This window comes from Cobetia sp. PS-4MA (genome assembly GCF_057670765.1).
Genome location: NZ_CM173107.1, coordinates 1,270,730 through 1,296,475, shown reverse-complemented (window position 1 = coordinate 1,296,475; position 25,746 = coordinate 1,270,730). Strand labels below are relative to the sequence as shown.

Annotated in this window: 21 protein-coding genes; 8 read left to right on the top strand and 13 right to left on the bottom strand. The window is 64.2% G+C overall.

From position 1 onward, the window contains the following. On the bottom strand, window positions 1–1,041 hold the full coding sequence (locus AC26AR_RS05550; protein WP_488107697.1) for an adenosine deaminase: 1,041 nt from the start codon (window positions 1,039–1,041) through the stop codon (window positions 1–3). 309 nt (window positions 1,042–1,350) lie between these two features. On the opposite strand from AC26AR_RS05550, the gene AC26AR_RS05545 reads away from it, so the two are divergent. After that, window positions 1,351–2,421, top strand: coding sequence for a Bug family tripartite tricarboxylate transporter substrate binding protein (locus AC26AR_RS05545; protein WP_289863119.1), 1,071 nt, complete (start codon window positions 1,351–1,353; stop codon window positions 2,419–2,421). A gap of 50 nt (window positions 2,422–2,471) precedes the next feature. On the opposite strand, the gene AC26AR_RS05540 is transcribed toward AC26AR_RS05545, so the two are convergent. Continuing rightward, window positions 2,472–4,064, bottom strand: a complete 1,593-nt coding sequence (locus AC26AR_RS05540; RefSeq protein WP_488107696.1) for an MFS transporter — start codon at window positions 4,062–4,064, stop codon at window positions 2,472–2,474. 392 nt (window positions 4,065–4,456) lie between these two features. Here AC26AR_RS05540 and AC26AR_RS05535 point away from each other — a divergent pair, with 392 nt between their 5' ends. The 3 genes from AC26AR_RS05535 to AC26AR_RS05525 are packed head-to-tail and all read left to right on the top strand — an operon-like array spanning window position 4,457 to window position 7,400. Next, complete coding sequence (locus tag AC26AR_RS05535; protein ID WP_084209024.1) at window positions 4,457–5,443, top strand: Bug family tripartite tricarboxylate transporter substrate binding protein; 987 nt, start codon at window positions 4,457–4,459, stop codon at window positions 5,441–5,443. Continuing rightward, window positions 5,443–5,880 (top strand): tripartite tricarboxylate transporter TctB family protein, encoded by a 438-nt coding sequence (locus tag AC26AR_RS05530; protein ID WP_077372626.1) that lies wholly within the window; start codon window positions 5,443–5,445, stop codon window positions 5,878–5,880. The genes AC26AR_RS05535 and AC26AR_RS05530 overlap by 1 nt, the downstream gene beginning before the upstream one ends. Further along, complete coding sequence (locus tag AC26AR_RS05525; RefSeq protein ID WP_488107695.1) at window positions 5,880–7,400, top strand: tripartite tricarboxylate transporter permease; 1,521 nt, start codon at window positions 5,880–5,882, stop codon at window positions 7,398–7,400. The genes AC26AR_RS05530 and AC26AR_RS05525 overlap by 1 nt, the downstream gene beginning before the upstream one ends. Before the next feature lie 91 nt (window positions 7,401–7,491). Here the strand turns inward: AC26AR_RS05525 and AC26AR_RS05520 are convergent, their stop codons facing one another. Continuing rightward, the gene (locus AC26AR_RS05520) at window positions 7,492–8,160 is read right to left on the bottom strand and encodes a helix-turn-helix domain-containing protein (protein ID WP_488107694.1); all 669 of its coding nucleotides are present in this window, start codon (window positions 8,158–8,160) and stop codon (window positions 7,492–7,494) included. Between the two features lie 178 nt (window positions 8,161–8,338). Between AC26AR_RS05520 and AC26AR_RS05515 the strand changes: the two genes are divergently transcribed. The 4 genes from AC26AR_RS05515 (at window position 8,339) to putP (ending at window position 15,113) form a co-directional block, all read left to right on the top strand. After that, the gene (locus tag AC26AR_RS05515; protein WP_077372617.1) at window positions 8,339–8,704 is read left to right on the top strand and encodes a hypothetical protein; all 366 of its coding nucleotides are present in this window, start codon (window positions 8,339–8,341) and stop codon (window positions 8,702–8,704) included. After that, window positions 8,704–9,462 carry an AraC family transcriptional regulator gene (locus AC26AR_RS05510; RefSeq protein ID WP_077372614.1) on the top strand — a complete coding sequence of 253 codons (759 nt, stop codon included), beginning with the start codon at window positions 8,704–8,706 and terminating at the stop codon, window positions 9,460–9,462. The genes AC26AR_RS05515 and AC26AR_RS05510 overlap by 1 nt, the downstream gene beginning before the upstream one ends. A gap of 408 nt (window positions 9,463–9,870) precedes the next feature. Further along, complete coding sequence (gene putA / locus AC26AR_RS05505) at window positions 9,871–13,161, top strand: bifunctional proline dehydrogenase/L-glutamate gamma-semialdehyde dehydrogenase PutA (RefSeq protein ID WP_488107693.1); 3,291 nt, start codon at window positions 9,871–9,873, stop codon at window positions 13,159–13,161. Window positions 13,162–13,631: 470 nt separating this feature from the next. Then, a complete protein-coding gene (putP, locus tag AC26AR_RS05500; protein ID WP_077372611.1) occupies window positions 13,632–15,113 on the top strand; it encodes a sodium/proline symporter PutP in 1,482 nt (493 codons plus the stop codon). 114 nt (window positions 15,114–15,227) lie between these two features. Here the strand turns inward: putP and AC26AR_RS05495 are convergent, their stop codons facing one another. From AC26AR_RS05495 to AC26AR_RS05450, 10 genes are all read right to left on the bottom strand, one after another. Continuing rightward, a complete protein-coding gene (locus tag AC26AR_RS05495; RefSeq protein ID WP_488107692.1) occupies window positions 15,228–16,955 on the bottom strand; it encodes a glucosyltransferase domain-containing protein in 1,728 nt (575 codons plus the stop codon). 175 nt (window positions 16,956–17,130) lie between these two features. After that, window positions 17,131–17,970: a mechanosensitive ion channel family protein gene (locus AC26AR_RS05490; RefSeq protein WP_255317653.1), complete on the bottom strand. Its 840-nt coding sequence runs from the start codon at window positions 17,968–17,970 to the stop codon at window positions 17,131–17,133. 186 nt (window positions 17,971–18,156) lie between these two features. Beyond that, the gene (locus AC26AR_RS05485; RefSeq protein ID WP_279854990.1) at window positions 18,157–18,882 is read right to left on the bottom strand and encodes a hypothetical protein; all 726 of its coding nucleotides are present in this window, start codon (window positions 18,880–18,882) and stop codon (window positions 18,157–18,159) included. Then, the gene (locus AC26AR_RS05480) at window positions 18,857–20,068 is read right to left on the bottom strand and encodes a hypothetical protein (RefSeq protein ID WP_488107691.1); all 1,212 of its coding nucleotides are present in this window, start codon (window positions 20,066–20,068) and stop codon (window positions 18,857–18,859) included. The genes AC26AR_RS05485 and AC26AR_RS05480 overlap by 26 nt, the downstream gene beginning before the upstream one ends. Before the next feature lie 5 nt (window positions 20,069–20,073). Next, window positions 20,074–20,493, bottom strand: coding sequence for a GtrA family protein (locus AC26AR_RS05475; RefSeq protein ID WP_084209029.1), 420 nt, complete (start codon window positions 20,491–20,493; stop codon window positions 20,074–20,076). Continuing rightward, window positions 20,483–21,589, bottom strand: a complete 1,107-nt coding sequence (locus tag AC26AR_RS05470; protein ID WP_488107690.1) for a glycosyltransferase family 2 protein — start codon at window positions 21,587–21,589, stop codon at window positions 20,483–20,485. The genes AC26AR_RS05475 and AC26AR_RS05470 overlap by 11 nt, the downstream gene beginning before the upstream one ends. Window positions 21,590–22,097: 508 nt before the next feature. After that, the gene (locus AC26AR_RS05465) at window positions 22,098–22,400 is read right to left on the bottom strand and encodes a cyd operon YbgE family protein (RefSeq protein ID WP_167593034.1); all 303 of its coding nucleotides are present in this window, start codon (window positions 22,398–22,400) and stop codon (window positions 22,098–22,100) included. 58 nt (window positions 22,401–22,458) lie between these two features. Next, window positions 22,459–22,560 (bottom strand): cytochrome bd-I oxidase subunit CydX, encoded by a 102-nt coding sequence (cydX, locus tag AC26AR_RS05460; protein WP_024951692.1) that lies wholly within the window; start codon window positions 22,558–22,560, stop codon window positions 22,459–22,461. 90 nt (window positions 22,561–22,650) lie between these two features. Beyond that, window positions 22,651–23,784 (bottom strand): cytochrome d ubiquinol oxidase subunit II, encoded by a 1,134-nt coding sequence (gene cydB / locus AC26AR_RS05455; RefSeq protein WP_488107689.1) that lies wholly within the window; start codon window positions 23,782–23,784, stop codon window positions 22,651–22,653. 6 nt (window positions 23,785–23,790) lie between these two features. After that, window positions 23,791–25,392: a cytochrome ubiquinol oxidase subunit I gene (locus AC26AR_RS05450; RefSeq protein ID WP_084209032.1), complete on the bottom strand. Its 1,602-nt coding sequence runs from the start codon at window positions 25,390–25,392 to the stop codon at window positions 23,791–23,793. Window positions 25,393–25,746 lie beyond the last annotated feature (354 nt).

Here is a 25,746-nt window from a genome sequence, read left to right as displayed (position 1 = left end):
TCACGCCACGCAGCTATCGAGTTGCGCCAGCAGCACATCACGGCGGGTGTCACTCATGCCGAGGCCTTCGGCGCGCTGCGGGAAGGCGGCGTCGATGGCATTGCGGCACAGGGTAAGCCACTGCGTCTCGCTGAGCTCCAGCGCCTGCTGCACGGCGATGAAGTTGTCGAGCATGCCACCGCCGAAATAGGCCGGGTCATCCGAGTTGAGGGTGATGTTGAGCCCGGCCTCGATCAGCTTGGGCAGCGGGTGGTCGTCCATGCGCTCCACCACCTTGAGCGCGACATTGGAGAGCGGACACACCGTCAGCGGGATACGCCGCTCGGCGAGTTCCGCGACCAACGCCGGGTCTTCCAGGCAGCGCACCCCGTGGTCGATACGCTCCACCCCCAGCACCTCAAGCGCGGTGCGAATGTACGCAGCCGGACCCTCTTCGCCGGCGTGCGCGACACGGTGCCAGCCGCGCTCCCCCGCCAGCTGGAAGACCTCGGTGAATTTCTCCGGCGGGTTGCCGATCTCGGCGCTGTCCAGCCCGACCCCCACGAAGCGTGACTCGAAGGGAATCAGCGCCTCGAACAGTTCGCGTGCAGATTCCGCGGAGTGGCAACGCAGGAAGCTCGGCACCAGTGCCGAGGTGATATCGAATTCCTTCACTGCCTCACGACAGGCGCGCTCCAGCCCCGCGAACTGGGTGGCCAGGCTCACGCCACGTGACAGATGCGCCTGTGGGTCGAAGAACAGTTCCAGATGCTTGACGCCATCGGCACTCGCGCGGCGGAAATAGTCCTGCGCCAGTCGGTAGAAATGCGACTCGTCATTCAGCACACCCATGCCCTGATAGTAGAGCGCGAGGAAGGCGGGAAGATCCGCGAAGTCATAGGCCGTCTCGACTTCCTCCAGAGTGGCATAGGGCAAGGCGATGCCCTGCTCCGCCGCCAGCTCGAACATCAGCGCAGGGGTCAGCGAGCCCTCGATATGCAGGTGCAACTCCACCTTGGGCAGGCGGGCGAGAAAGTCATGCATGCGCGGGGTAAGGGTCATGGCCCGTCTCCTCAATGAAAGGCGGCGGCTGGGAGATCGCGAAACGTTCATCACAGCCTGATGGCGCAATTCTAGCAATCCCGGGACCACATTGAGGAGAGAGGCTTGGGGAAATGCCGATTCCTGCCAGGACGCCTCAGCCCTGCGCCTTTCCGCTGCGCGCCGAAATAGGCTATTTTCGTTCATTCGTACTCTCGCAATGACTCACCATGCCAGAACCCGCGAGTACGCAAGCCAGCCGCAGAAGACACGCCGCCCTGGCTGACATAACCATAACGATCGACGCTGAACACCCAAGGACACCCTGCCATGTACGCCACCTTGCCTGCCCGCCGCACCTTGCTGCGCCGCCTGCATTCTCGCCTTGTTGCACCTCATCGTGCCGGCGCCCTGCCCGCTGCCCTGCTGCTGAGTCTTGGCCTGATGACACCATTGAGCGCCTCCGCCGAGGAAAGCGCGGCCGATGACGTTGCCCCCAGGGGCAAGACCGAATGTATCGCCCCCGCCAAGCCCGGTGGCGGCTGGGACTTCACCTGTCGTAGCGTGGCACGCCTTCTCGATGAGCAGAATCTGATTCCCGCCGGCATGCAGACACTGAATGTGCCCGGTGCCAGCGGGGGTGTTGCCTTCGCGCACGTGAAGTCAAAACGCCATGACGATGAGCAGGTCATCGTGGCGGCCTCCAGCGCCACCACCACTCGCCTGGGGCAGCACGCCTATCAGGACGGCAAGGTGGACGACGTGCGCTGGCTGGTGACGCTGGGCGCGGATTACGGCGTGATCGCGGTGGCCGCGGATTCCCCCTACCAGACCCTCGGCGACCTGATGAGCGCCATGCAGGCAGACCCCAAATCAATCCGCTTTGCCGGGGGAGATGTCGCGGGCGGCTTTGACCACCTCAAGGTGCTGATGGCCGCACGCGAGGCGGGAATCGAGAATCTGCGTGCCCTGCCCTATCTGGCCTATGACTCCGGCTCCGTGGCCATCACCCAGGTCATGGGCGGCCACCTGGAGGCCTTCACCGGCGACATGACCGAGGCCCGCGGCTTCGTCGAGTCAGGCCATCTGCGCCTGCTGGCCGTGTTCAGCGAAGAGCGCCTGCCCGGCCAGTACGGCGACATTCCCACCGCACGCGAACAGGGCATCGACGTGGTAGCCCCCAACTGGCGGGGCTTCTACCTGCCGGGTGGCGTCTCCGATGCCGCCTTTGCCTGGTGGGAGCAGACCCTCAATCGCATGGCGGATACGCCCGAGTGGCAGCAGGTGATGCAGGACAACGGCCTGATGCCCTTCCACAAGTCCGGCAAGGCGCTGGAGACCTTCATCACCCGCCAGGTGAGCGATGTGGAGCAACTGTCGCGTGAGCTGGGCCTGCTGTGACGGCCTGTCGTAGCAGATAAGCGTGAGACGCGCCCCTCACTGAGCGGATCTCAAGGCGTGGACGGCGGCCACTGGGCCTTGAGCGCGTCGTGAGACGTAGATGTCTGCCACGCCGGCTCGTCTGAGCCCGCCGCGGCGGAGTCTGTCCTATCTGACTTCGCGGCGGCGGGGGTTTGTCTGCCGTCTCTCTGATCAATAGTGCTCTGCTCAATAGTGCTTTGATCAATACCGCTCTGATCAATGGCGCTCTGATCAGCAGCGCCCTGAATGTCCACTGGCGTCTCATTGGCCGCAAAGGCCTCATCGAGAGCCTCTTCCAGCGCCTCCTCGAAAGTTTCCTCCAGTTCATGTTCGAAGGCCTCTTCCTGTGCGGCCGCCTCAGCTGCCGCCAGCGCTTCCTGCTCGTCCTCGGCATGTTCATGCGCCCACTCCACCGCCACTTCCACCGCCATCGGTGACGCCGTCGGCAGGATATTCAGATAGCTGTCGGTGTCCTCCAGCGGCACCCTCGCCTTCTGGGTGACCTGATAGAGCGCATATAGCGAGATGGCCACGAAGGTGACGGCCAGCACCAGCCAGAAGGCATGGGGGTCGAGCATCTCCATCGCGCCCCCTGCCGCCAGCGGCCCGAGGATGGCGCCGAGTCCGAAGGAAAAGACCAGCCCGCCCGAGGCGCCCGGCATCTCCTCGGCAGACAGCGAGTCATTGGTGAAGGCCAGCAGCAGGGCATACAGCGGCGTGGTCACCCCACCGGCGAGGAACGCGGCGGCGATCAACGGCCACAGGGCATCTCCCGCCATCCAGCCCAGTGCACAGGACGCTGCACCGGCGGCGGCCAGAATCCCGATCAGCACTCGGCGATCCATGCGGTCCGACAACCAGCCGATGGGGGTCTGCAGAACCAGCGCGCCGGCGAACAGCGTGGCGATGAACAGCGCGATCTGAGCCCCCGAGAGGCCGATCTGAGTGCCGAATACCGCGCCCATCCCCGACTGGGTGGCGTAGACGCTACCGAGCAGAAAGATGCCGATGGCCCCCAGCGGCGAGGCCCGGAACAGCTGACCGAATGACATGGCCCGCGAGACTTCCACCACGGGCGCCACGACCGCCGACAACAGGATGGGGCCGAAGGAGACCGACACGAGAATGGAGGCGCAGATGAACAGCACGGAAGTCGCGGCATCCCCCAGCGTCAGCAGGCCCTGGGCCCCGATGATGCCCAGGGTCTGCGCCATCATGTAGGCCGAGAGCACCTTGCCACGGGTCTCGTTGCTGGCCGCCGCGTTCAGCCAGCTTTCCGCCGTCACATAGATGCCGGACATGCAGAAGCCGATCAACATGCGCAGCAGGGTCCAGGCCCAGGGCTCGGTGAGCAGTGGCAAGGCGATCAGTGCCGCCGAGATGAAGCTGCCCAGCGCGGCGAACACCCGCACATGTCCGACCCGCTGGATCAGCACCGGGGTATAACGTGCCCCGGAGAGAAACCCCACGAAGTATCCCGAGGTGACGATCGCCAGCTCCGCCGAGGAGAAGCCCTCGATGGCGCCACGCAGGCCGATCAGCGTGAAGTGCATGCCGTTGCCGAGCATGATCAGCACGATCCCCAGCAACAACGCCCACACTCCCCCCAGTACCTTGACCATGACGCCTCCTGTTCCTTGCCCCTCGCTCGTCGTCAGGCGATGGCGGGCTTCGGCTACACGCTAGCCCTCGCCAGCCGGCGCTGCAGTTGCTGCAACGCCGCATGAGGTCTCATTCACGACATGCCATGCCGTCATGACCGATAGCAGGACAACGTCGAAGCCCCTTCGATGCACCGTCCTGGTGCAGGGAGGCGTCTTTCGACCAAGGTCGGTGCGACGAATGGTGATCTTGCGAGGCAGGGCCGAGGGGACTAATTTCACCATACAGAATAAAGTTCTGCCTTACAGAACTGTAAGGTTGCTGACAGGAAACCGGGAGACGAAGCCCGCCACTGTCCTGCCAGCGCAAAGAGTGCATACCAATAACAAGCTCAACGACATCAGAGGTCGCCATGACACGCCATCTGTCTCTCAAACTCCTGACCGCCGCGGTGGTCACCGCCATGTCCGCCCAGGCCCTCGCCTTCGAGCCCAAGGGCAAGGTCGACTGCATCGCACCGGCAGACCCGGGCGGCGGCTGGGATTTCACCTGCCGCAGCGTCGGCAAGCTGCTGTCTGATCTCGAATACGTGCCAGGCAACGTCCAGACCATCAACATGGCCGGTGCCGGTGGTGGCGTCGCCTTCGCCCATACCGTCTCCAAGCGCGCCGGTGATGAGCAGCTGCTGGTGGCCGCGTCCACCGCGACCACCACGCGTCTGGCTCAGGGTCAGTTCCCGGGCATGAATCAGGATCAGGTCAACTGGATCGGCGCACTGGGCGCGGATTACGGCGCCATCGCCGTCTCCAAGGACTCGCCCTACAACACCTTGAGCGAGGTGATGGAGGCGCTGAAGAAAGACCCGAAATCCGTCAAGTTCGCCGGCGGCAGTGCGGCAGGCGGCTGGGATCACCTCAAGGTACTGATCGCCGCCCAGGCAGCCGGTGTCGAGAACCTGCCCAAGGTCTCCTACCTGTCCTACAACAACGGCGGTGAGGCGATTACCCAGGTCGTCGGCGGCCACGTGCAGGCCTTCACCGGTGACATCTCCGAGATCCAGGGCTTCATGGAGTCCGGTGATCTGAAGGTACTGGCCGTGCTCTCCGAAGAGCGCCTGCCGGGCAAGCTGGCTGACGTCCCCACCGCACGCGAGCAGGGGATCGATGCCGTCGCGCCCAACTGGCGTGGCTTCTACATGCCGGCCGACATCAGCGATGACGCCGAGCAGTACTGGACCACGACATTGGACAACGTCTACACCAGCGATGAATGGAAGGACGTGATGACCAAGAGCGGCCTGATGCCGTTCCACAAATCGGGTGCCGAGTTTGATGCCTTCGTGAAGGCACAGATCAAGGACATCCAGACGCTCTCCAAGGACATTGGGCTGATTCGCTGATGAATGACCGCATCTTTGGTCTGCTGATGCTCACCCTGGCCGTCGCGTACGGCTGGGGTGCCCAGCAGTTCCCCGAACCCTTCGGTGGGGCCGAGTCCATCGGTCCTGAAACCTTCCCTACCGTGCTGTCCATCGTGCTGGGCCTGAGCAGTCTGTACCTGATCCTGCGGCCTGACCCTGACCAGCACTGGCCGTGGAGCCGCACCGGCGCCGAGATGGTGCTGGCGATCGTGATCCTGTGCCTCTACACCGCGCTGCTGGAGCCGCTGGGCTTCATCGTCACGACCACCGCTGCGGTCGGCACCCTGTGCTGGCGCATGGGGGCCACGCCGCTCAAGGCCTATGCCACGGGGCTGGTCGGCGGCATCGTCGTCTTCGCCCTGTTCAACTTCGTGCTTGAGCTACCACTGCCGCTGGGCATTCTGGAGGTGGCGTAATGGAAAGTCTTGGCTTCTTGATGCAGGGCTTCGGCATCGCCCTGCAGCCAGAAAATCTGATGTTTGCCGTGCTGGGTGCCTTCCTCGGCACCTTGATCGGCGCCCTGCCGGGTCTGGGCCCGGCCAATGGCGTGGCCATTCTGATTCCGCTGGCCTTCACCCTGGGCCTGAGCCCGGAGACGTCGCTGATCCTGCTGACCTCGGTCTACGCCGGTGCCATGTACGGCGGGCGCATCTCCTCGATCCTGCTCAACATCCCGGGCGATGAGCCGGCGATGATGACCTGTCTCGATGGCTATCCGATGGCCCAGAAGGGCGAGGCCGCCGAAGCGATGGCCATCTCGGCGATCGCCTCCTTCATCGGCAGCCTGATCGCTACCATCGGCCTGATCGTGATGGCACCGTGGCTGGCCAGCTTCGCGCTGACCTTCGGCCCGGCGGAGTACTTCGCGCTGTTCGTGCTGGCCTTCGCCACCCTGGGTGGCATCACCGGCAAGAACCCGGTCAAGACCCTGATGGCGGCGGCCATCGGCCTGATGATCGCCACCGTCGGCATCGATGCCTCCACCGGCACCCAGCGCTACACCTACGACATTCTCGAGCTGTATGAAGGCATCGACTTCATCATCGCCATCGTCGGTCTGTTCGCCATCTCGGAACTGCTGTTCTTCATCGAGCAGCACGCCGGGGAAGGCAAGGCGATGATCGCGATGAACAAGATGACCCTGAAGCTCAAGGACATCGTGGCCATCCTGCCGACCGCCTTCCGTGGCGGGGTGCTGGGCTTCATTTCCGGCGTGCTACCGGGCGCCGGGGCCTCGCTGGGCAGCTTCATCAGCTACACCCTGGAAAAGAAGATCATCGGCAAGAAAGGTCACTTCGGTGAAGGGGACCCGCGTGGGGTCGCCGCGCCGGAAGCCGGCAACAACGGGGCGGCCTCCGGTGCCCTGGTGCCGATGCTGACACTGGGCGTGCCCGGTTCCGGTACCACTGCGGTACTGCTGGCGATGCTGATCTCGCTCAACATCACCCCGGGACCGCTGATGTTCTCCCAGCACGGTGACATCGTGTGGGGCGTGATCGCGGCACTGCTGATCGGCAACGTCATCCTGCTGCTGATGAACATTCCGATGGTCGGCATCTTCGTCAAGCTGCTGTCCGTGCCGCCCAAGTACCTGCTGCCGGTGGTGACGATGGTCGCCTTCGTCGGCATCTACTCCATCAGCCACTCCGCCTTCGACCTGTACTTCATGGTCGCCTTCGGGGTCGCCGGCTACTTCCTGCGCAAGCTGGACATCCCGCTGGTACCGGTCATCCTGGGCATGCTGCTGGGCCCGGAAATGGAGAAGAACCTGCGCCACGCCATGCAGCTGTCCGACGGCGACTGGACCATCCTGATCGGCAGCCCGCTGGCCGTGACCCTGTGGTGCATCGCCATCGCCGGCCTGCTGCTGCCGGTGATCGTCGGCCCCATCCTGCGTCGCCGCATGGGGGCCGCCAAGGCCGCCACCGACGCCTGAGGCAAGCGCTTCCTGCAAAGGGAAGACGGCCAACCACACGACGCCCCCGCCGGTTACCCGGCGGGGGCGTCGTGTCATCCAGCCCCCCTCCTCACCTGGCGCTCTGCTGCCACTCCTGCATCAGCTGCCGTGCCTGACCGGGCGTCAAGCGAGCCGATGGTCCGCTGAGCATGATGACTTCCGCCGGGGCCAAGCCCTCATCGTGATGCGGGGCGACGCTCACGGCCAGGACTGCCACCGTCAGCCCCGCAGCCTCACCGACCTCGATCTCGCCACTGTCGATGCAGTGATGCAGCAAGGCGGATAGCGCCTCCTCGATCCATTCCCCCTCCTCCAGCTGATGGCGCAGCGGCGCCTCACTGACGCGAACATAGCGACAGATCGCCTGACGGGGGCGGGTCAGTCCCTCGACGGGACGCGCCTGCGCAGCCGGGCCATGCTCGACCAGCAGCAGGCTGGCCGTCTCACCACTGGCCGCATGCAGGCGTGCCAGCCAGCCACGCTGCAGGGTCTCGCGGGCATCGAGTCCGGGTGCCAGCTCGGCGAAGCGCCCAAGCGCCGCGCCGATGGCATAGATTCCATGGCTGTCACGCGTCACGTAGCCGAAATGCTCGAGCGAGCCCATCAGACGCAGAATCGTGCTCTTGTAGAAACCGCTAGCCTGGGCCAGCTCGTTGAGCGTCAGACGAGGCGTATCGGGGGTGAAGGCTTCCAGCAGGGTCAAGGCACGCTCGACCGCTTCCACGCGTTGATTGGCCATGATTCGGCATTCCCCTTGGATGGACGGGTCACTCATGACCCTGCGGATGTCGCGAGAATCATGCCATATCGTTCTGCCAGACAGAACATCACCCGACACGCCGGACTGACGATGGCGCCGGACAGGCGTGGTAGAATGCCCCATCATTCCCTCGGCTCTGCCCGCACAAGGTTCGCTCATGACCATCTTCATCATTACCTTCGTGGTCTGCCTGATCGTCAGCGTCGGCACTGTCGCTCTGCTCATGATGTCGCGCACACCGCGATTTCGTACCGATTTCAGTGATATCGCCCGCGTGCTGGATCAGGCGGTCAGCGGCGAGATCAACGAGAACGAGTGGCATAGCGTGATCGGCTACCCGATTCGTCATGATGAATATCTGGAAAGCCTGCGCCGCCGCTGTCAGGGCATCTTCGACAAGCACGCCAGACCCTGGCAACTGGCGCAGGGCGGCGCGCTGTTCTCCCGCGAGGGCCGTGAGGAACTCAACGTCCTGCTGGGACACCTGCGCGCCCGCACGGGCGTGGCGGAGACCCGCGCCTGATGGTCAACAGCGAGATGCGCCTGATCCCGCTTTCCAACCTGCGGGAGCACCATGATCACAGCTACCACCAGCTGGTGATCGGGCTGGATGGGCTGGCCGAATTCGAGATCGAGGGCCAGGGCGGCGAGATTCGCCCCCTGACCGGCTGTATCGTGCCGGCAGACCACGTGCACTATTACGCGGGCATCGGCGAGAATCGCCAGTTGATTCTGGACCTGCCGGATGACGCGCCCTATCTGACCGGTCAGCATCGTGACCTGAAGCGTCTGTTCGAGCGCCCGCGCTTCTTCACGCTGGATACCCGGCTGCGCGGCTATCTGGAATTCATGCTCGCCGAGGTCAATGATTATCAGCAGGCCCCCGGCGACCTGCTGGCTGCCACCTTCCTCGCCTGTCTCAACTCGCGTATCGCCGAGCCGATGAGCGCCCTGAACGGCACCGGCCGCCAGCTGGATCTGGTCGCCCTGAACCGCTTCATCGATGCCAACCTGCATCGCCGACTGAGCGTGGCGGATCTGGCACGTCAGTCCCACCTGTCCGAACAGCATTTCAGTGAGCGCTTTCGCGTGTTGACGGGGCTTTCGCCCTATCAGTACCTGCTGCGCCGCCGCCTGGACGAAGCGCGCCATCTGCTGGACAGCAGCGACCTCTCCCTGTCGCAGATTGCCGAGCGCTGCGGATTCGCGAATCAGAGCGCACTCTCGCACGCCTTCCGCAAGCACCTCGGTTTCCCGCCTTCCGCACTGCGCAAGTCCTGAACGCCCCCACCCAGCGTCTCCCGATCGCAAGCTCTGACCACAAGCGCTGAGCGCCAGCGCTGATCACAAGCCCTGAACGCAAGCCCCGGCCAGGGGCGCTGTCCTTAGAGCGTGACCGGCAGGGATCTGACACAGGACACTCCGACCTTGGTCTAACAAGTTCGCGTCAATTGACGTCATGCTTTTCGACGAAGGTCGCAGATAGCGGCAGGTTTCACGCTACGCCCGTGGATTTGACACGCGCAGCCGAGAAATTGGAAAGACCCGCCCCCCTGCACCACCCTACATTCACCGGTATCCAACAAGACGTGCCGATGTCCCGCCCGGATGCGCCTCGCATCACCTTCGCGCATCGTGCCCGGCAATCCTATCTGGCGTAATGCCACCCAGCAGCAGGGGGTTTGCTCAATGACCACCGTCACTCCGGCCGTTCCGGCCACTACCCAGCCGTCCGATTCCCTCAAGGAAACGCCGCGTACCGCTTGCCCGCTGGGCGAGACGGTGCTGCGTGCCGACGAGATTCTGGCGCCGAATACCTGGCAACGCGATCCGAGCAAGCTGTTCTCACGGGTCAGCGACCACTATCTGGTCGACGAAGATGGTTTCGTGGCTGAGCTGGTCAAGCTGCTGGACGTCAACGATGCCGACATCAAGCGTGTCGGTGACAAGGCCGCGGAGCTTGTCCGCGAGATTCGCACCATGGACACCGCCGTCGATTCCATCGACGAGCTGCTGCAGCAATACAGCCTCGACACCCAGGAAGGCGTGCTGCTGATGTGCCTGGCCGAGGCGCTGCTGCGCATTCCGGACAAGGACACCGCCGATGCGCTGATCGAGGACAAGCTGGGCGTGGCCGACTGGAAATCCCACCTCGGCCAGAGCGAGTCCTGGTTCGTCAATGCCTCCACCTGGGGCCTTCTGATGACCGGCAACGTCATCAAGATGGATCTGCCCAAGAATGACGGCAAGCCGGCAACCTTCATCAATCGCATGGTCAACCGCATGGGCGAGCCGGTCATCCGTCGCGCCATGTATCAGGCCATGAAGATCATGGGCAAGCAGTTCGTGCTGGGCCGTGACATCAAGGAAGCGCTCAAGCGCTCCCAGCCGCAGTTCGAGAAGGGCTACACCTACTCCTACGACATGCTCGGCGAAGCCGCCTGCACGCGTGCCGATGCCAAGGGCTACTTCGATGACTACGCGCGCGCCATTCGCACCGTGGGCGAGACCTCTCGCAAGCTGAAGGCCGCGACGCCGTCACCGTCGGTCTCCATCAAGCTGTCCGCCCTGCACCCGCGTTATGAATTCGGCCGTCGCGAGCAGATTCTGGAAGAGCTGGTCGCCAGCGTGCGCGAACTGGTCAGCATCGCGCGCGAGCTGGAAGTCGCCATCACCATCGATGCCGAAGAGGTCGATCGACTCGAGCTGTCGCTGGAAGTCTTCCGCGCCGTCTACGAGAGCGACACCTGCCGCGGCTGGGGCAAGTTCGGTCTGGTGGTGCAGGCCTACTCCACCCGCGCTCTGCCGACGCTTCAGTATCTGAACCGCATCGCCGACCTGCAGGGTGACGAGATCCCGCTGCGCCTGGTCAAGGGCGCCTACTGGGACAGCGAGATCAAGGAATCCCAGGAGCTGGGGGTCGACGGTTATCCGGTCTTCACTCGCAAGGCCTCCACCGATGTCAGCTATCTGGCCTGCGTGCGCTTCCTGCTGTCCGAGAACACCCGTGGCCGCATCTATCCGCAGTTCGCGACCCACAACGCTCACACCATCAGCACCATTCTGGACGTGGCCAACTCAGGCGAGACGCGCCAGTTCGAATTCCAGCGTCTGCACGGCATGGGCGAGGCGCTGTACGACGCCGCCCTCAAGCGCGCTCCCGAAGGGACCTGGTGCCGTATCTATGCGCCGGTCGGTGCCCACAAGGATCTGCTCCCCTACCTGGTGCGTCGCCTGCTGGAAAACGGTGCCAACTCTTCCTTCGTCCACCAGCTGGTCGACCCGCGCGTGCCGGTCGAGAGCCTGTGCGTTCACCCGGTCACCACGCTCTCCCAGTTCAAGACCTACCACAATCCGCGTATCGCCCTGCCGCCGCATATCTATGGCGAGGGCCGTCGCAACTCACGCGGCATCAATCTGAACATCAACAGCCAGTACCAGCCGCTGATGGACGAGATGGCCAGGTTCATGGACAGCACCTATGACGTGCGTCCGCAGCTGGCCTTCGATGTCGACGCCAATGCCGAACGACGTCAAGCCGTGACCTGCCCGTTCGATCGCCGCGTCACCGTGGGCCACGTGCAGTGGACCAGCGCCGATGAAGCCTCCCGCGCCATCGACGCCGCCTGGGCCGCCTTCCCGCGCTGGGAGATGACCCCGGTCGAGGAGCGTGCCGCCATCCTCGAGCGCTTTGGCGATCTGATGGAAGCCCATACCGCGGAGCTGATGACCCTGTGCTCCCGCGAGGGCGGCAAGCTTCTGACCGATGGCATCGCCGAGATTCGCGAAGCCGTCGACTTCTGCCGCTACTACGCCAACCGTGCGCGTGCCGACTTCGGTGCCCCCACCGTCCTGCGTGGCCCGACCGGCGAGCACAACGAGATCGTGCTGGGCGGCAAGGGCGTGTTCGCCTGCATCAGCCCCTGGAACTTCCCGGTCGCGATCTTCTGCGGTCAGATGGTCGCCGCGGCCGTCACCGGCAACACCGTGGTCGCCAAACCGGCCGAGCAGACCTCGCTGGTCGCGCACCGTGTCGTCGAGCTGCTGCGTGAAGCCGGCATGCCGCGGGATGTCGTGCAGCTGCTGCCGGGCGATGGCCCGACCGTGGGCAGCGTGCTCTCCAGCGACCCGCGCATCACCGGTGTCTGCTTCACCGGCTCCACCCAGACAGCCCAGATCATCAACCGCTCTCTGGCGGCACGTGAGAATGCCCCGCTGCCGAGTCTGATCGCCGAGACCGGTGGCCTCAACGCCATGATCGTCGACTCCACCGCCCTGCCGGAGCAGGTCGTCAATGACGTGGTGCAGTCCGCCTTCCAGAGCGCCGGGCAGCGCTGTTCCGCCCTGCGTGTGCTCTACGTCCAGGAAGATGTCGCCGAGCGCGTCATCAGCCTGCTCAAGGGCGCGATGGATGAGCTGAAGATCGGCGATCCGCGCGATCTGGGCACTGATGTCGGCCCGGTCATCGATGAAGAGGCACGTGCCGGTCTGCTCAAGCACATCGAGGAATATCGTGCCCAGGGCCGCGTGGTGGCGGAAGCCAGCATGGACCCGGCGCACGCCGCCGAAGGCACCTTCGTTGCGCCGATCGCGCTGCGCATCGACGGCATCGACAGCCTGGAAAGCGAGCAGTTCGGGCCGATCCTGCACATCGCCACCTGGAAAGGCGGCGATATCGACAAGGTCATCGATACCATCAATGGCCTGGGCTATGGCCTGACCTTCGGTGTGCATTCCCGAAACGAAAGTTTTGCTAATGCAGTTGCACAGAAAATTCGTGTTGGTAATGTCTACGTCAACAGGAATATCATCGGCGCAGTGGTGGGTGTACAGCCGTTTGGTGGTCAGGGCTTCTCCGGAACCGGTCCGAAAGCCGGCGGCCCCCACTACCTGCACCGTTTCGCCACCGAGAAGACCCGTACCATCAACACCACGGCACTCGGCGGCAACGCGTCTCTTCTGGCCATGGGCGACGAATGATCGGCGCTATCGCCGGTGACGGGCTCGGCATGACGGGCCCGCACGACGAGTAGCATCGGTCCCGCCTGACAGAGGACTGCATGCCGGACGTGCATGAAGTAGTCAGGCAATGGGCATCAGGACGATGCCTGGCACACCCTCTCTGCAGCACGGGGGGTGTGCTTCGGACACCGACAGGGATGCCACTTGGCAGACAGGCCGATTGACTGGCCTGCCTGCCAGGTGCCCTGCGGTGTCCGTTGCCGTTCTCCTGCTTGATTCGACGGCGACATGCGGGGACGGAGAGGCTTCAGATGATTCGTTTATGCGCTAGTCTGAACATATACAGAATGGCACCAGCCTTTGCTGGACGGTGACATTCGGTAGGTGCTCAGGGCCATGGCGGTGATGCACCAGGCGGTGCCATCTCCTCCGGGATTATCGGAACGCTCGACGTCCGACAACAATAAATGCAAAGGATTTACTCCACGATGGTCGAAAATAGCCCCACAATTCTCATCACGTTTGCCGTCTATCTGGCGGTGATGCTTGGCATCGGCCTGCTGGCCTACAAGCGCACCTCCAACATGTCGGACTACATCCTGGGCGGCCGCTCACTGGGCCCCTGGACCTCCGCGATTTCCGCCGGCGCCTCTGACATGTCCGGCTGGCTGCTGCTGGGCCTGCCGGGTGCGGCCTACCTCAGTGGTCTGTCCGCTGCCTGGATCGGCATCGGCCTGCTGGCCGGTACCTGGCTCAACTGGCTGATCGTCGCCAAGCGCCTGCGTATCTACAGCTTCGTCGCCAGCGACTCCCTGACGCTGCCGGATTACTTCGAGAAGCGCTTCCGCGACAACTCCAAGATGCTGCGTGTCATCTCGGCCGTCTTCATCCTGCTGTTCTTCCTCTTCTACACCAGCTCCGGTCTGGTGGCGGGCGGCAAGCTGTTCGAGACCGTCTTCGGCCTCGACTACACCATCGCCGTGACCGTCGGCACCATCGCCATCGTGTCCTACACCTTCTTCGGCGGCTTCCTCGCCGTGTCGTGGACCGACCTCATCCAGGGTCTGATGATGGCCGCCGCGCTGATCGTGGTGCCCATCGTCGCGCTCACCGACATGGGTGGCGTGGCAGAAGCGAGCTCGCGCATCACCGCCGAGAACCCGCTGCTGCTGGAATGGTTCCGTGACGCCTCCACCGGTGAAGCCCTGACGCTGGTCGGCATCATCTCGTCACTGGCCTGGGGTCTGGGCTACTTCGGTCAGCCGCACATCCTGGCGCGCTTCGCGGCCATCCGCAGCGAGAAGGATGTCGGCACCGCACGCACCATCGCCGTCATCTGGTCAGCCCTGGGGCTGTTCGCCGCCATCTGCATCGGCCTGCTGGGTCTCGTCTATGTGCCGAAGGATCTGGCCGACAGCGAGAAGATCTTCATGGTCATGGTGAACTTCATCTTCCACCCGGCGGTCGCCGGCGTGCTGCTGGCCGCCATCCTGGCTGCCGTGATGTCCACAGCCGACTCCCAGCTGCTGGTGTCTTCCTCTGCACTGGCCGATGACTTCTACAAGGCGCTGTTCAAGAAGGACGCGACCCAGTCCGAGCTGGTGTGGGTCGGTCGCTTCGCCGTGATCGGCATCGCCATCATCGCGTGGGTGCTGGCACTGGACCCGAACTCCAGCGTACTGGGCCTGGTGTCCTACGCCTGGGCCGGCTTCGGCGCGGCCTTCGGTCCGGCGCTGATCATGTCGCTGTACTGGCGTCGCATGAACCGCTTCGGCGCCCTGGCCGGCATCATCGTCGGTGGCGTGACCGTGGTGGTCTGGAAGCAGTTGTCCGGTGGCATCTTCGACCTCTACGAGATCGTGCCGGGCGTCATCTTCGCCTACATCGCCATCTACGTGGTCAGCATCATGACCGCAGCGCCGAGCGATGAGATCACCGACGAATTCGAACAGGTCGAGAACCACGCCTGATCGAACTCGGCAGCATGATCTGCCGTGAGACACGACAACGCCGCCCCTCGGGGCGGCGTTGTCGTGTCTGGATAAGCGTCTGGGCAAGCGCCTGGGCAAGCGTCTGGACGCACGTCAGGGTCTCACGTCTGCTCGGCGACAGTTCTCGGCGGTGCGAAAGTCGATCACCCAGACACCCTCCCGCAAGGTCTGGGTGAAGATTCTCGGCGATCCCCCCTCATCTCCCGGGGCATCCACTGACGCGCGCTCGTCACAGACAGGCGGCTCCTTGATACTGGCCTTGCGCTCATCATCGCGCAGCAGGGTCGCCGCACTGGCACCGGCCATGCGCAATCTCACCACAGCCCAATAGTTGTCAGGCGTGAAGGCGGCAATCAGGTTCTGGCGCACGGCGGGCACCTGGCGCTCAGCGACCCGCGCCAGCGGTGCCAGCGGTGCCTTCCCCAGCACCTGCACCGCCAGCTCGTCATCGGGCCGATAGGTGTCGCGGTCACGTGGTGAGGTGATCGGCAGTCCCAGCTCACGTGCCTGGGTGACGATCTCACGCGCCAGCTGGGTCTCATGGGCCTGCTGGGCGGCCAGCGCATTGCTCCAGGCCGCGAAGATCAACCAGTGACGCAGCAACAGCAGTGCCGCCACCCCCAGCAGACAGCGCCGCAGCGTGAAGCGCTCGGAGCCTCTCGCCTGCCGGCCCGCCAGGCTCAGCATCAGGGCACCGCCCAGCAGTGCCCCCCAGCCCACCAGGGTGCGCGAGTGAAAGACCGGCTCCGCCAGCATCAGCATCGGCCCCCACAGTGCAGGAATCAGCAGCAGCGCCCACAGCAGACGACTCAGACGCTCCAGCGTCAGCTGGCGCGAGGATACCTGGCGAGCGTCATGCCGCCGGCCTGCTGTCATCAGCGCCGCCCCCAGCGCTACCACCAGCAGGCTGCCACTCAGTGCCCCGCTGACGAGATCCAGTCCGCCACGCAGGGCGGCAAGTGCCTGTGCGAGATGCTGCTCCAAGGCGGCCAGCAGTGCCGGGAGATCGCCCAGCGACAGCATCTCGCCGTGCTGCTGGCTGTAGTCGCCCGCCACCAGCAGTCGTGACAGCGGCAGGTAGAGCAGCAAGGCAGCCAGCACCAGTCCGCCGCGCTGCAGCAGCGCAAGCCAGGCGCGCCATACCGATTCACTCTGTTCGGTCTTTCTCTCTTCGAACTTCCTCTCTTCGGTATTTCTCTCTTCAGCCTCTCTCCTTTCGACCCCGCGCGGGCGCGACCCCATCAGGGCGTCCAGCAGGCTCAGTACCAGAAAGACGTTCAGCGCCGGCTGGTAGCAGCACAGGGCCAGCAGCAGCAATCCCAGCGCCATCAATGAAGGTTGCCAGCGGCGCTGCGAACGTTGCACCGGCCCGTGGACACCCGGGCGCAGGATCAGGCTGGCCAGCATCGCGCTGGCAAGCCCGAGACTCATCGGCAGGCTGTCGTAGGCATAGCTGAAGTTCTGCAGCGTGAAGGGTGTCAGCCAGATGAGCGCATTGCCCAGCACGCAGACGCCCGGCGAGAGCCCCGGCACCCGGCGCCACCAGACCAGCGCCATACCGGCCGCGATGCCCCAGGCCGCCAGCTGCGGCAAGGGCGCGACATTGACAAGCTCTCCCCCGAAGCCCAGCAGGCGCATCACGCCTTCCGCGGCCGGCCGGGCATTCAGCCCCCATCCGAAGTAGCCATCCAGGGTACGACTCATGTCATCCAGATAGAGGGCCTGCTGGCTTAACAGCGGCACGAGCCCGATGCCGAGCACGGCCAGGCTGGCAAGCAGAAGGCGCCACGCCTGGCGACGTTGGCGACGAGTCAGATCCATGATCATGTACAAGAGACGACACTCCCGGTCCTGGAGGATGAACCACTGCCACACTCGAGAGTAGCTGACTCGCGCCACAAAAAAACGCCACCCGAAGGTGGCGTTCTTTTGTGTCATATCACGGCATGTCATGGCATGTCATGGCAAGTCATGCCATCACGCGAGGACAGATGGCTTACTCGGTCGCCCTGCCCGGCTGATGGATATGCACATCACGCTGCGGATAGGGGATGCTGATGCCGCGCTCATCGAAGGTCAGCTTGATGCGCTCGGTCATGTCCCACTTCAGTGCCCAGTAGTCGGAGGCCTGGCACCACATGCGGAAGTTGAAGTTGACCGAGCTGTCGGCCAGTTCCGCCACGGCGATCAGGTAGGACGGCTCCTTCATGATGCGCTCGTCGCTGTTGACCAGCTCCTCGAGCACCGCCTTGACCTGACGGATGTCGTCGTCATAGCTGACCCCGACCACCAGATCCAGACGACGTGTCGGCAGTGCCGAATAATTGGTGATGGTCTGGGACATCACGCTGGAGTTGGGCACGGTGACCTTGCGATTGTCCGGCGTCACCAGACGAGTCTGTAGCATGGTGATCTGGTCGACGCTGCCGGACGTCCCGGCGGCCTCGATGTAATCGCCCTTCTTGAACGGACGCAGCGTCACCAGCAAAAAGCCCGAGGCCAGATTGGACAGTGAGCTCTGCAGTGCCAGACCGATGGCCAGACCCGCCGCACCCAGCGCCGCGATCATCGACGTGGTATCGACCCCCACCTGATCCAGCGCGGTCAGCAGCACCATGACCACCAGAATCGCGTAGGCGATCTGACCGACGAAGCCTGCCGCCGCCTCGTCCATGCTCTTGCGCTGCAACAGCGAGGTGACCCACCGGGTCAGACGCTTGGCCACCCACATCCCGAACACCAGCACGGCCAGTGCTGACAACAGGGTTCCGCCCCACCACAACGCCAGCTCGAACAACTGGTCGGTTTCCATGGGAATGGCATTCAGAAAATCCACACTAACTCCTTATAAGCCCCTTGCGATGACAGTCACTGACTACCGGGCGCTTTCTCTTGATAGGACGCGAGCCGTTCACCATCAGGCGAACTGCCGCTCGGTCGGACGGATCATTCACGTTGCCGCGCGCACAATTTACCTGACTATCGCCGCCGCGTCAGTGTCATCGCGCGCCGCCGGTCAGGGTCATGGAGCACTGTCGGGCGGCGTCAGCCCCAGGGTCGAGCGCAACATCACGCTATCCAGGCGCAGGCCGACGGGAAACTTGTTGCCGTCGATCCCGACATCCCGCGGGGCAATGGGCGGCGGCCCCTTGAGCGTCAGATGCAGGCTGCCGTCCGGCTGGATCAACCGCTCCGGCACCTCCACCTCGTGGCTGGCCTGACGACCGCCCACCGGCCAGCGGGCCAACAGCTCGCCTTCCCCCCACACCTCCACCGGGCGGGGTTCGGCGTCATCGGGATAGCGTGACAGCGCGAGTGCCACCACGACCGGCTGCCTGAGGCCCGGCGTGACCTTCAGACGCAGACCCACCTGCGCCTGGCGTGCACTGACCGGCCGATCCTCCTTGGGCGAATAGAACCCTTCCCACAGCACGCTGCAGTTGCCAAGCGGCTCCCCCTTGCGCACGGGATAGCGCTCGCCCAAGGCGAGAACCGGTACCTCGCCCATCGGGCGATAGCAGGTGGTGGCGTGTTCGATGAAGTAGCGTCGGTAGTGGTCATCCACCTGAGGGGTGCGTGCCAGCCACAGCATGCAGAGTTCGAAGGCCAGCACGGCGGCCGTCGCCAGCAATAGCCAGAGACGCCGCCGGCTCAAGCGGGTCGGCACGCCGTAACGCGCGTCGGCACGCCCTCCCGAAGTGGCGGAGAGGTCCGCACTCACATCAGACGAGCCAGAATGCGGCGTCATACCAGTTCTCCACCAGCCAGAGGTTGAACAGCGCGCCCAGGGCGACCAGCCCCCAGGCAAGTCGGCTCGGGAGGCGCGTGAGCAGATCCAGCAGCGCCAGCACGAACACCGGCATGCCGATCAGGTAGCGCGGGATGGCGTCCAGCCCCGTGGCCAGCGGAATGAACAGGGTGAACGCCGCCAGGCCCATCTCCAGCCAGCGCCGCTGCAGGCCCAGCCAGCCGATCAACGCGATGCCGATCAGCGCCATGCTGGCCTGCCAGGCGGGCCGGAGCGTTTCCGGCGCCGTGAACCAGTACCCCAGCCCCTGCACCAGATTGACGATGGGATTTCCCATCTCGCGGCCCCAGGAGATCTGCACGTGACTGAAGGCCAGCGCATCGCCCGTCTGGTGGTAGAGCACCGCCATGAACAGAAACAGCCCCAGCGGCCCCATCACGCCGATCAACAGCCAGTCGGGGCGGCGCCACAGCTCGGCGAAGGCCGCCAGACGCAGACGCGCCAGCAGCTCAATGCCCATGGCGATGACCCAGAACACCCCGGTGGCCCGTGTCATCGACAGCAGCAACGTCCACAGCATCACGCGTCCGGTGCGCTGACAGCGCCAGTCGATCAGGGACGCGAGACACAACAGCCAGAACAGCGATTCCGAGTACAGCGCACTGAAATAGAAGCTGTACGGCATGCTGGCGACCAGCCACACGAACAGCAGCGGCGAGGCATCAGGGCGCGTGATGGCAAGATAGCGACACCCCAGTCCCAGGGCCGCCGCCAGCAGCACATTGCTCAGCAGTACGCCCATCAGCTCCGGGTCGAGCTGGCCGCCCAGCGTCACCAGCCACAACAGGGCAGGATAGAGCGGAAAGAAGGCCCAGTTGGCGGCATCACCGTCGCTCATGCCCCGGGCTTCGACATCGTAGCCACGGGTCATGATGCCCTTGAACCAGCTGCCATCGAACTGGGCCATGGCATGCAGGTAGCTTTGATCGCCATGGGCGGCGATGGCCAGCCACACAAGCCGCGTGATCACCAGTGCCAGCAGGATATGTGCCCAGGGAATGCTGGCGGTGCGTGCGCGCACCAGCGCCTCGCTCGGCGATGGCGTCTCGGCGACCAGCGCGGCCCCCAGGGCCGCCAGCCGCCCCTTGCCCATCCGCTCGGCATTCACGGCAGTGCTGTCATTCATGAGGCTCATTCCTTGAAGGCCCAGAGTCGTGATGCCAGATAGGTCACGACGGGTACCGAGAGCGTCGCGATCGCGATGGCCACGAAGCCGCTCATGCCGAGCCCCTGGATCAGCACGGCCAGCAGCCCGTTGTTGAGCGCGAAGCCGCTGGCCGCCACCAGCGCGAACCGCCAGGCGCTGCCCTGTCGCTTGAAGGTCAGTCGACGATGCCCCACCAGCGAGACCTGGAAGGCCACACAGAAGGCCACGATATTGGCGATGAATTCATTGAGCGGTGGCCAGAGAAACAGCATCAACGCGGCGACCGCGAGGTGCACCCCCGTGGCGGCCAGCCCCACCAGACCGAAACGGGTGGCGGTGCCGGCTTCCTGTCGTGCCCGCTCTGCGGTGCTGGACGTCTGGCGTGACGTGGCATCATCCCTCACGCGAGTCTCCTCGCGTCATGTCAGGCTCGGCACTCTGACAGGATTCACGGCGGCGACTGGCCTCACGGTCACGCTGTCCGCGAAAGACCCGCGCCGTGCTGAGGCCACTGTCCAGCCCGCTGTCCGGCGAGGTAGCGCCACCGGGGCCATCCTGCAGGCTGTCGTGATCGATCAGATACAGCGGGCGCTGCTTGGTCTCCATGAACAGGCGCCCGAGATATTCGCCCAGCACGCCGATGGAAATCAGCTGCATGCCGCCGAAGAACAGCACCGCGATCATCAGGGACGCATACCCCGGGGCATCAATGCCGAACAGCACCGTCTTGCTGATGATGACGAGAATGTAGAGGAAGGACAGCCCCGCGATGCACGCGCCGAGGTAGGTCCAGACCCGCAGCGGCCAGGTCGAGAAGCTCACCACGCCGTCCAGGGCGAAGTTCCACAGCTTCCAGTAGTTGAACTTGGTCGTGCCGGCGGTCCTTGCCGGGCGCTGATAGGTGACGCCAACCGAGCGATAACCGGGCCAGGAGAACAGCCCCTTCATGAAACGGTTGCGCTCCGGCATGCGGCGCAGCGCCTCGACGACCCGACGATCCAGCAGCCGGAAATCCCCGGCGTCCCGTGGAATCTCGGTAAAGGTCAGGCGATTGAAGATGCGATAGAACCATCCTGCCGTCTTGCGCTTGGTGGCGGTGTCTTCATCACGCGCGGCGCGGACGCCATAGACCATGTCGTAGCCGGCCTGCCACTGGGTGATGAATTCGAGTATCACCTCGGGCGGGTCCTGGAGATCGACATCCATCGGCACGATGGCATCGCCTCGCGCCTGCTCGATGCCGGCGCTCATGGCCGCTTCCTTGCCGAAGTTGCGTGTCAGGCTCAGATAACGAATACGTGAATCATCGGCCGCGGCAGCTTCCAGGCGCGCCAGGGTGGCATCGCTGGAGCCATCGTCGACGAACAGGATTTCCAGGTGCGGTACCTGCGCTGCCAGGGTGGCATCGATGGCGGCAAGAAACGGCGCGATCGTCTCCTCTTCATTCATCACCGGCACCACCAGCGACAGCACCCAGTCGCCTGATTGGCGCCGTGCCATGTCGCGCGGGATATAACCAGCAGACGCCGTGGACGGCCTGCTTCCCTCGGGTCCGCGGGCCGAACCGCGGGCAGAGTCAACGGATGATCGCATGCCTTCCTCCTCGAAGAGCGGTCTGGATATCGCTCGTGAACCATTGTTGTTGATATCGGTCGCCCAGCCATACCCCCACGACAGCACGCTCGGGCGCACAGGGGGTCTCTTGTGTTAGGTGGGGCTCGCAGGAGGGATTGCAATGACGCCTGGCCCACTACGCCCGGATGCCCAAGCCAAGGGCATGGGCCAAGGGCATGAGCGAATCGCGGTGACCTCCAGGCCCCCTCTCACGCGGTTGCACTGGCGTTATAGGGCGCGGACTGGCGGGATGTAAAGCGATATCGCATGTCGCTGCCGCTCAAGAAGGGCTCGCTTGCCTCCCCGGTGACACTTCTCGCGCCAGCATCCCCCCAACGCAAGAGGGGCCACTCATGGAGTGACCCCTCTCGGGACTTTCAAGGCATCGCAGTGGCTAGCTCATGCTCAGGGCGATCAGGGTGATCAGCAGCAGACACCAGCTCAGCGGTGCGCCCAGCAGCCAGGCGCGCGTGGCATGACGCGGCACCAGACCGACCCCATGCGTGAAGCCGGCCCCCAGCCCCCACAGCGCGATCAGCAGCATCAGATAGCGCGGCCCGGTGGCCATCGAGGCGATGGCATCCGGCCCCAGCAGCATCCAGATGGCCACCATGGCAGACAGCAGCAGCGAGGCCAGATGGGCAGGGCGAGTTCGGCACCAGGCCGGTGGTCGTGAGGCGTACCAGGGTCGTGACATCGAGCTCTCCTTGATCAGAACGGTCGGCGGCGCAGAAGCATCGTTGAGGCCGCCTGCCTCAATCATCGTCAAAGGTGTGAGTCTGCTCAAGCCACAATGCATTGATGATGCCCGCGAAGCAGGCCAGCAGTACACCGAGAATCCAGGCGAAATACCACATGAAGTCGTCTCCCGGCGAGGGCGGCGCCCTCGCCCAATGATGCAGTTATGAAGCGTACGGGAAAAGCGGTTGCAGCGTCGGCTGCCTGCCTCAGTACAGACTGTGTCCGTCCTGCTCGACGTGACTCACCGTGACGCGCCGCCACATCTTCACGTAGCACCAGGTGGTGTAGAGGATGATGGTCGGCACCATCACCAGCCCCGCCACGGTGACGATGGACAGTGTCAGCTCGCTGGAGACCGAATCCCACAGCGTCAGGCTGGCCTCGCCCATGCGCGAGGACGGCACGATGAACGGGAACATGCTGATGCCTGCGGTGGCGATCACACCGCCGACCCCGACGGAACTGGCCGTGAAGGCCGCGCCGCCCTGACGTCTGGCCGAGAGCCACATCGCGGTGACGATACCCGCCACGGCGCCCAAGGGCGCGAGCAACGTCAGCGGCTCACGCGCGTAGACATCCATCCAGCTGCCGGGACCGACCTGCTTGTCCAGCAGCTTTAGCGCCGTGCCGGTATCGCCCATCTGGTCGATGCTGTAGCCCATGCCGGACAACCACACCCACAGTCCGCCCAGGCCAAACAGCCCGAGCGAAAGCAGTCCCAGCGGCTGCACCAGACGCGCACTGCGCGCCGCCACGGCGTCATCGGCACGCGCCACCAGCCAGGTACCGCCATGCAGCATCACCATCACGACGGACAGCGCCGCACACAGCAACGCGAAGGGATTGAACAGCCCGAGATAGCTGCCGTCGTAGCTGGCACGCATGTACTGATCGACTTCCAGCGGCACGCCCTGCAGCAGGTTGCCGAAGATCAGCCCGAAGAAGGCAGTGGGAATCAGGCTGCCGGCGACGATGCCGCGGTCCCACCAGCCCCGCCATTGGGGGCTCTCGAGCTTGGAGCGATAGTCAAAGCCCAGCGGACGGAAGAACAGCGAGAACAGGATGGTCAGCATCGCGAAATAGAAGCTGGAGAACGCCGCGCCATAGACCACCGGCCACACAGCGAAGACGGCACCGATGGCGGTGACCAGCCATACCTGATTGCCATCCCAGTGCGGCGCCAGCGTGTTGATCACCACGCGCCGTTCGCTGTCACTGCGACTGACCAGCGGCATCAGCATCGCCGCGCCCATGTCCATGCCATCGGTGATGACGAAGCCGATCAGCAGCAGACCCACCGCCACCCACCAGAACAGCTTGAGGATCTCGTAATCCCACATGATCCATTACTCCTTGAATGACAGCGAAGGATTGAGCGACATGCCCTCGTCGTCTCGCAGGGCGCCGCGCTCGAAGTGATAGCGGCCGGTATGCAGGGAAGAGGGTCCCTTGCGCGCGAAGTGGAACATCAGCCACATCTCGATCACGAAGAACAGGCTGTAGAAGGCCAGGAAACCGCCGATGGACCACCATAGATCCGACTCATCCAGGCTCGAGGCCGCCATGAAGGTCGGCAGAATCTCTCCGACCGCCCAGGGCTGACGCCCGAATTCGGCCACGAACCAGCCGGTCTCCACCGCGATGAACGGCAGCGGGATCGACAGCAGGCAGATCCACAGGAAGGGGCGCACATCGAAGCGATGCTTGGCACTCATCCATACCGCGACGATGAAGATCGCGAGCATCGCCATGCCACAGGCGACCATGATGCGGAACGAGAAGAACATCGGTGCCACCGGGGGGATCGAGTCGGCCGCGGCCTTGTCGATCATCTCCGGCGTGGCATCGGAGGGCGTCTCGACATAGCGCTTGAGCAGCATGCCGTAACCGAGATCCTGCTTGACGGCATCGAAGGCCTTGCGGGTCGCGATATCGTCCTGACCCTCCCGCAGCTGCTGGAGCAGATCATAGGCCTGCATGCCATTGACGATGCGTCCGCGGTGCTCCTCGGTCAGCTCCTTGATGCCCGGAATCTCGGTATCCAGCGAGCGCGTACCGATCAGCCCCATCACATAGGGAATGTGGATGCCGTAATCGGTGTGCTGGGTCTCCTCGTTGGGCAGACCGATCAGCGTGAAGGACGCCGGCGCCGGCTCGGTCTCCCACATCGCCTCGATGGCGGCCATCTTGGCCTTCTGCACGTCGCCCACCTCATAACCGGACTCATCGCCCAGCACGATGACCGAGGCCACCGAGAACAGTCCGAAGGCCGCGGCGATGGCGAAGCTGCGCTTGGCAAAGCCCAGATCCCGCCCCTTGAGAAGATAGAAGGCGCTGATACCGAGCACGAACATGGCGCCGGTCACGTAACCTGCCGACACGGTATGCACGAACTTGGCCTGGGCGACCGGATTGAAGATGACATCCGCGAAGCTGGTCAGCTCCATGCGCATGGTCTCGAAATTGAAGGCCGCCCCGACCGGATTCTGCATCCAGCCATTGGCGATCAGGATCCACAGCGCCGAGAAGTTGGAGCCGAAGGCGACAAGCCAGGTCACCATCAGGTGCTGACGCTTGCTCAGGCGGTCCCAGCCGAAGAAGAACAGCCCGACGAAGGTGGATTCGAGGAAGAAGGCCACCAGGCCCTCGATGGCCAGCGGCGCACCGAAGATGTCCCCGACGTAATGCGAGTAATAGGCCCAGTTGGTGCCGAACTGGAACTCCATCGTCAGGCCGGTGGCGACACCGAGCGCGAAGTTGATGCCGAACAGCTTGCCCCAGAACTTGGTCATGTCCTGGTAGACCTGCTTGCCGGTCATCACATACAGGGATTCCATGATGGCCAGCAGGAAGGCCATGCCGATGGTCAACGGGACGAACAGGAAGTGATAGAGCGCGGTCATGCCAAACTGGAACCGCGACAGCTCCACTACGGTATCGGAGATCATGTCTAACCCCTTTGCGATAAGACGAACGGCCAGACTGCCGTCTCTGCATGCGCTTGCCACCGACGTCGGGGGCAGTCTCCCCCCGACTCCCGCCGGCAAGCGCACAGGCAATGGCACCGTGGTACCAAGACCTTGGTCGGACATTCTCTGCCCTCTCGCGACAGGCTCCAGATGACAGGTTGTCGCAGCCGCACTCCGGCAAGCGCCGCCTGCGGGGATCGCAAGCCCATGAGCTGACAGCGAAAACGTCCATGGCCCGCATCATTGCTGGGCTGGCGCGCAGTGGACCGCCAGCGGCCTCTCAACGCTCTTCCTGCGCACCTGCACGACACCTGCGACCTTCCACCACACGCC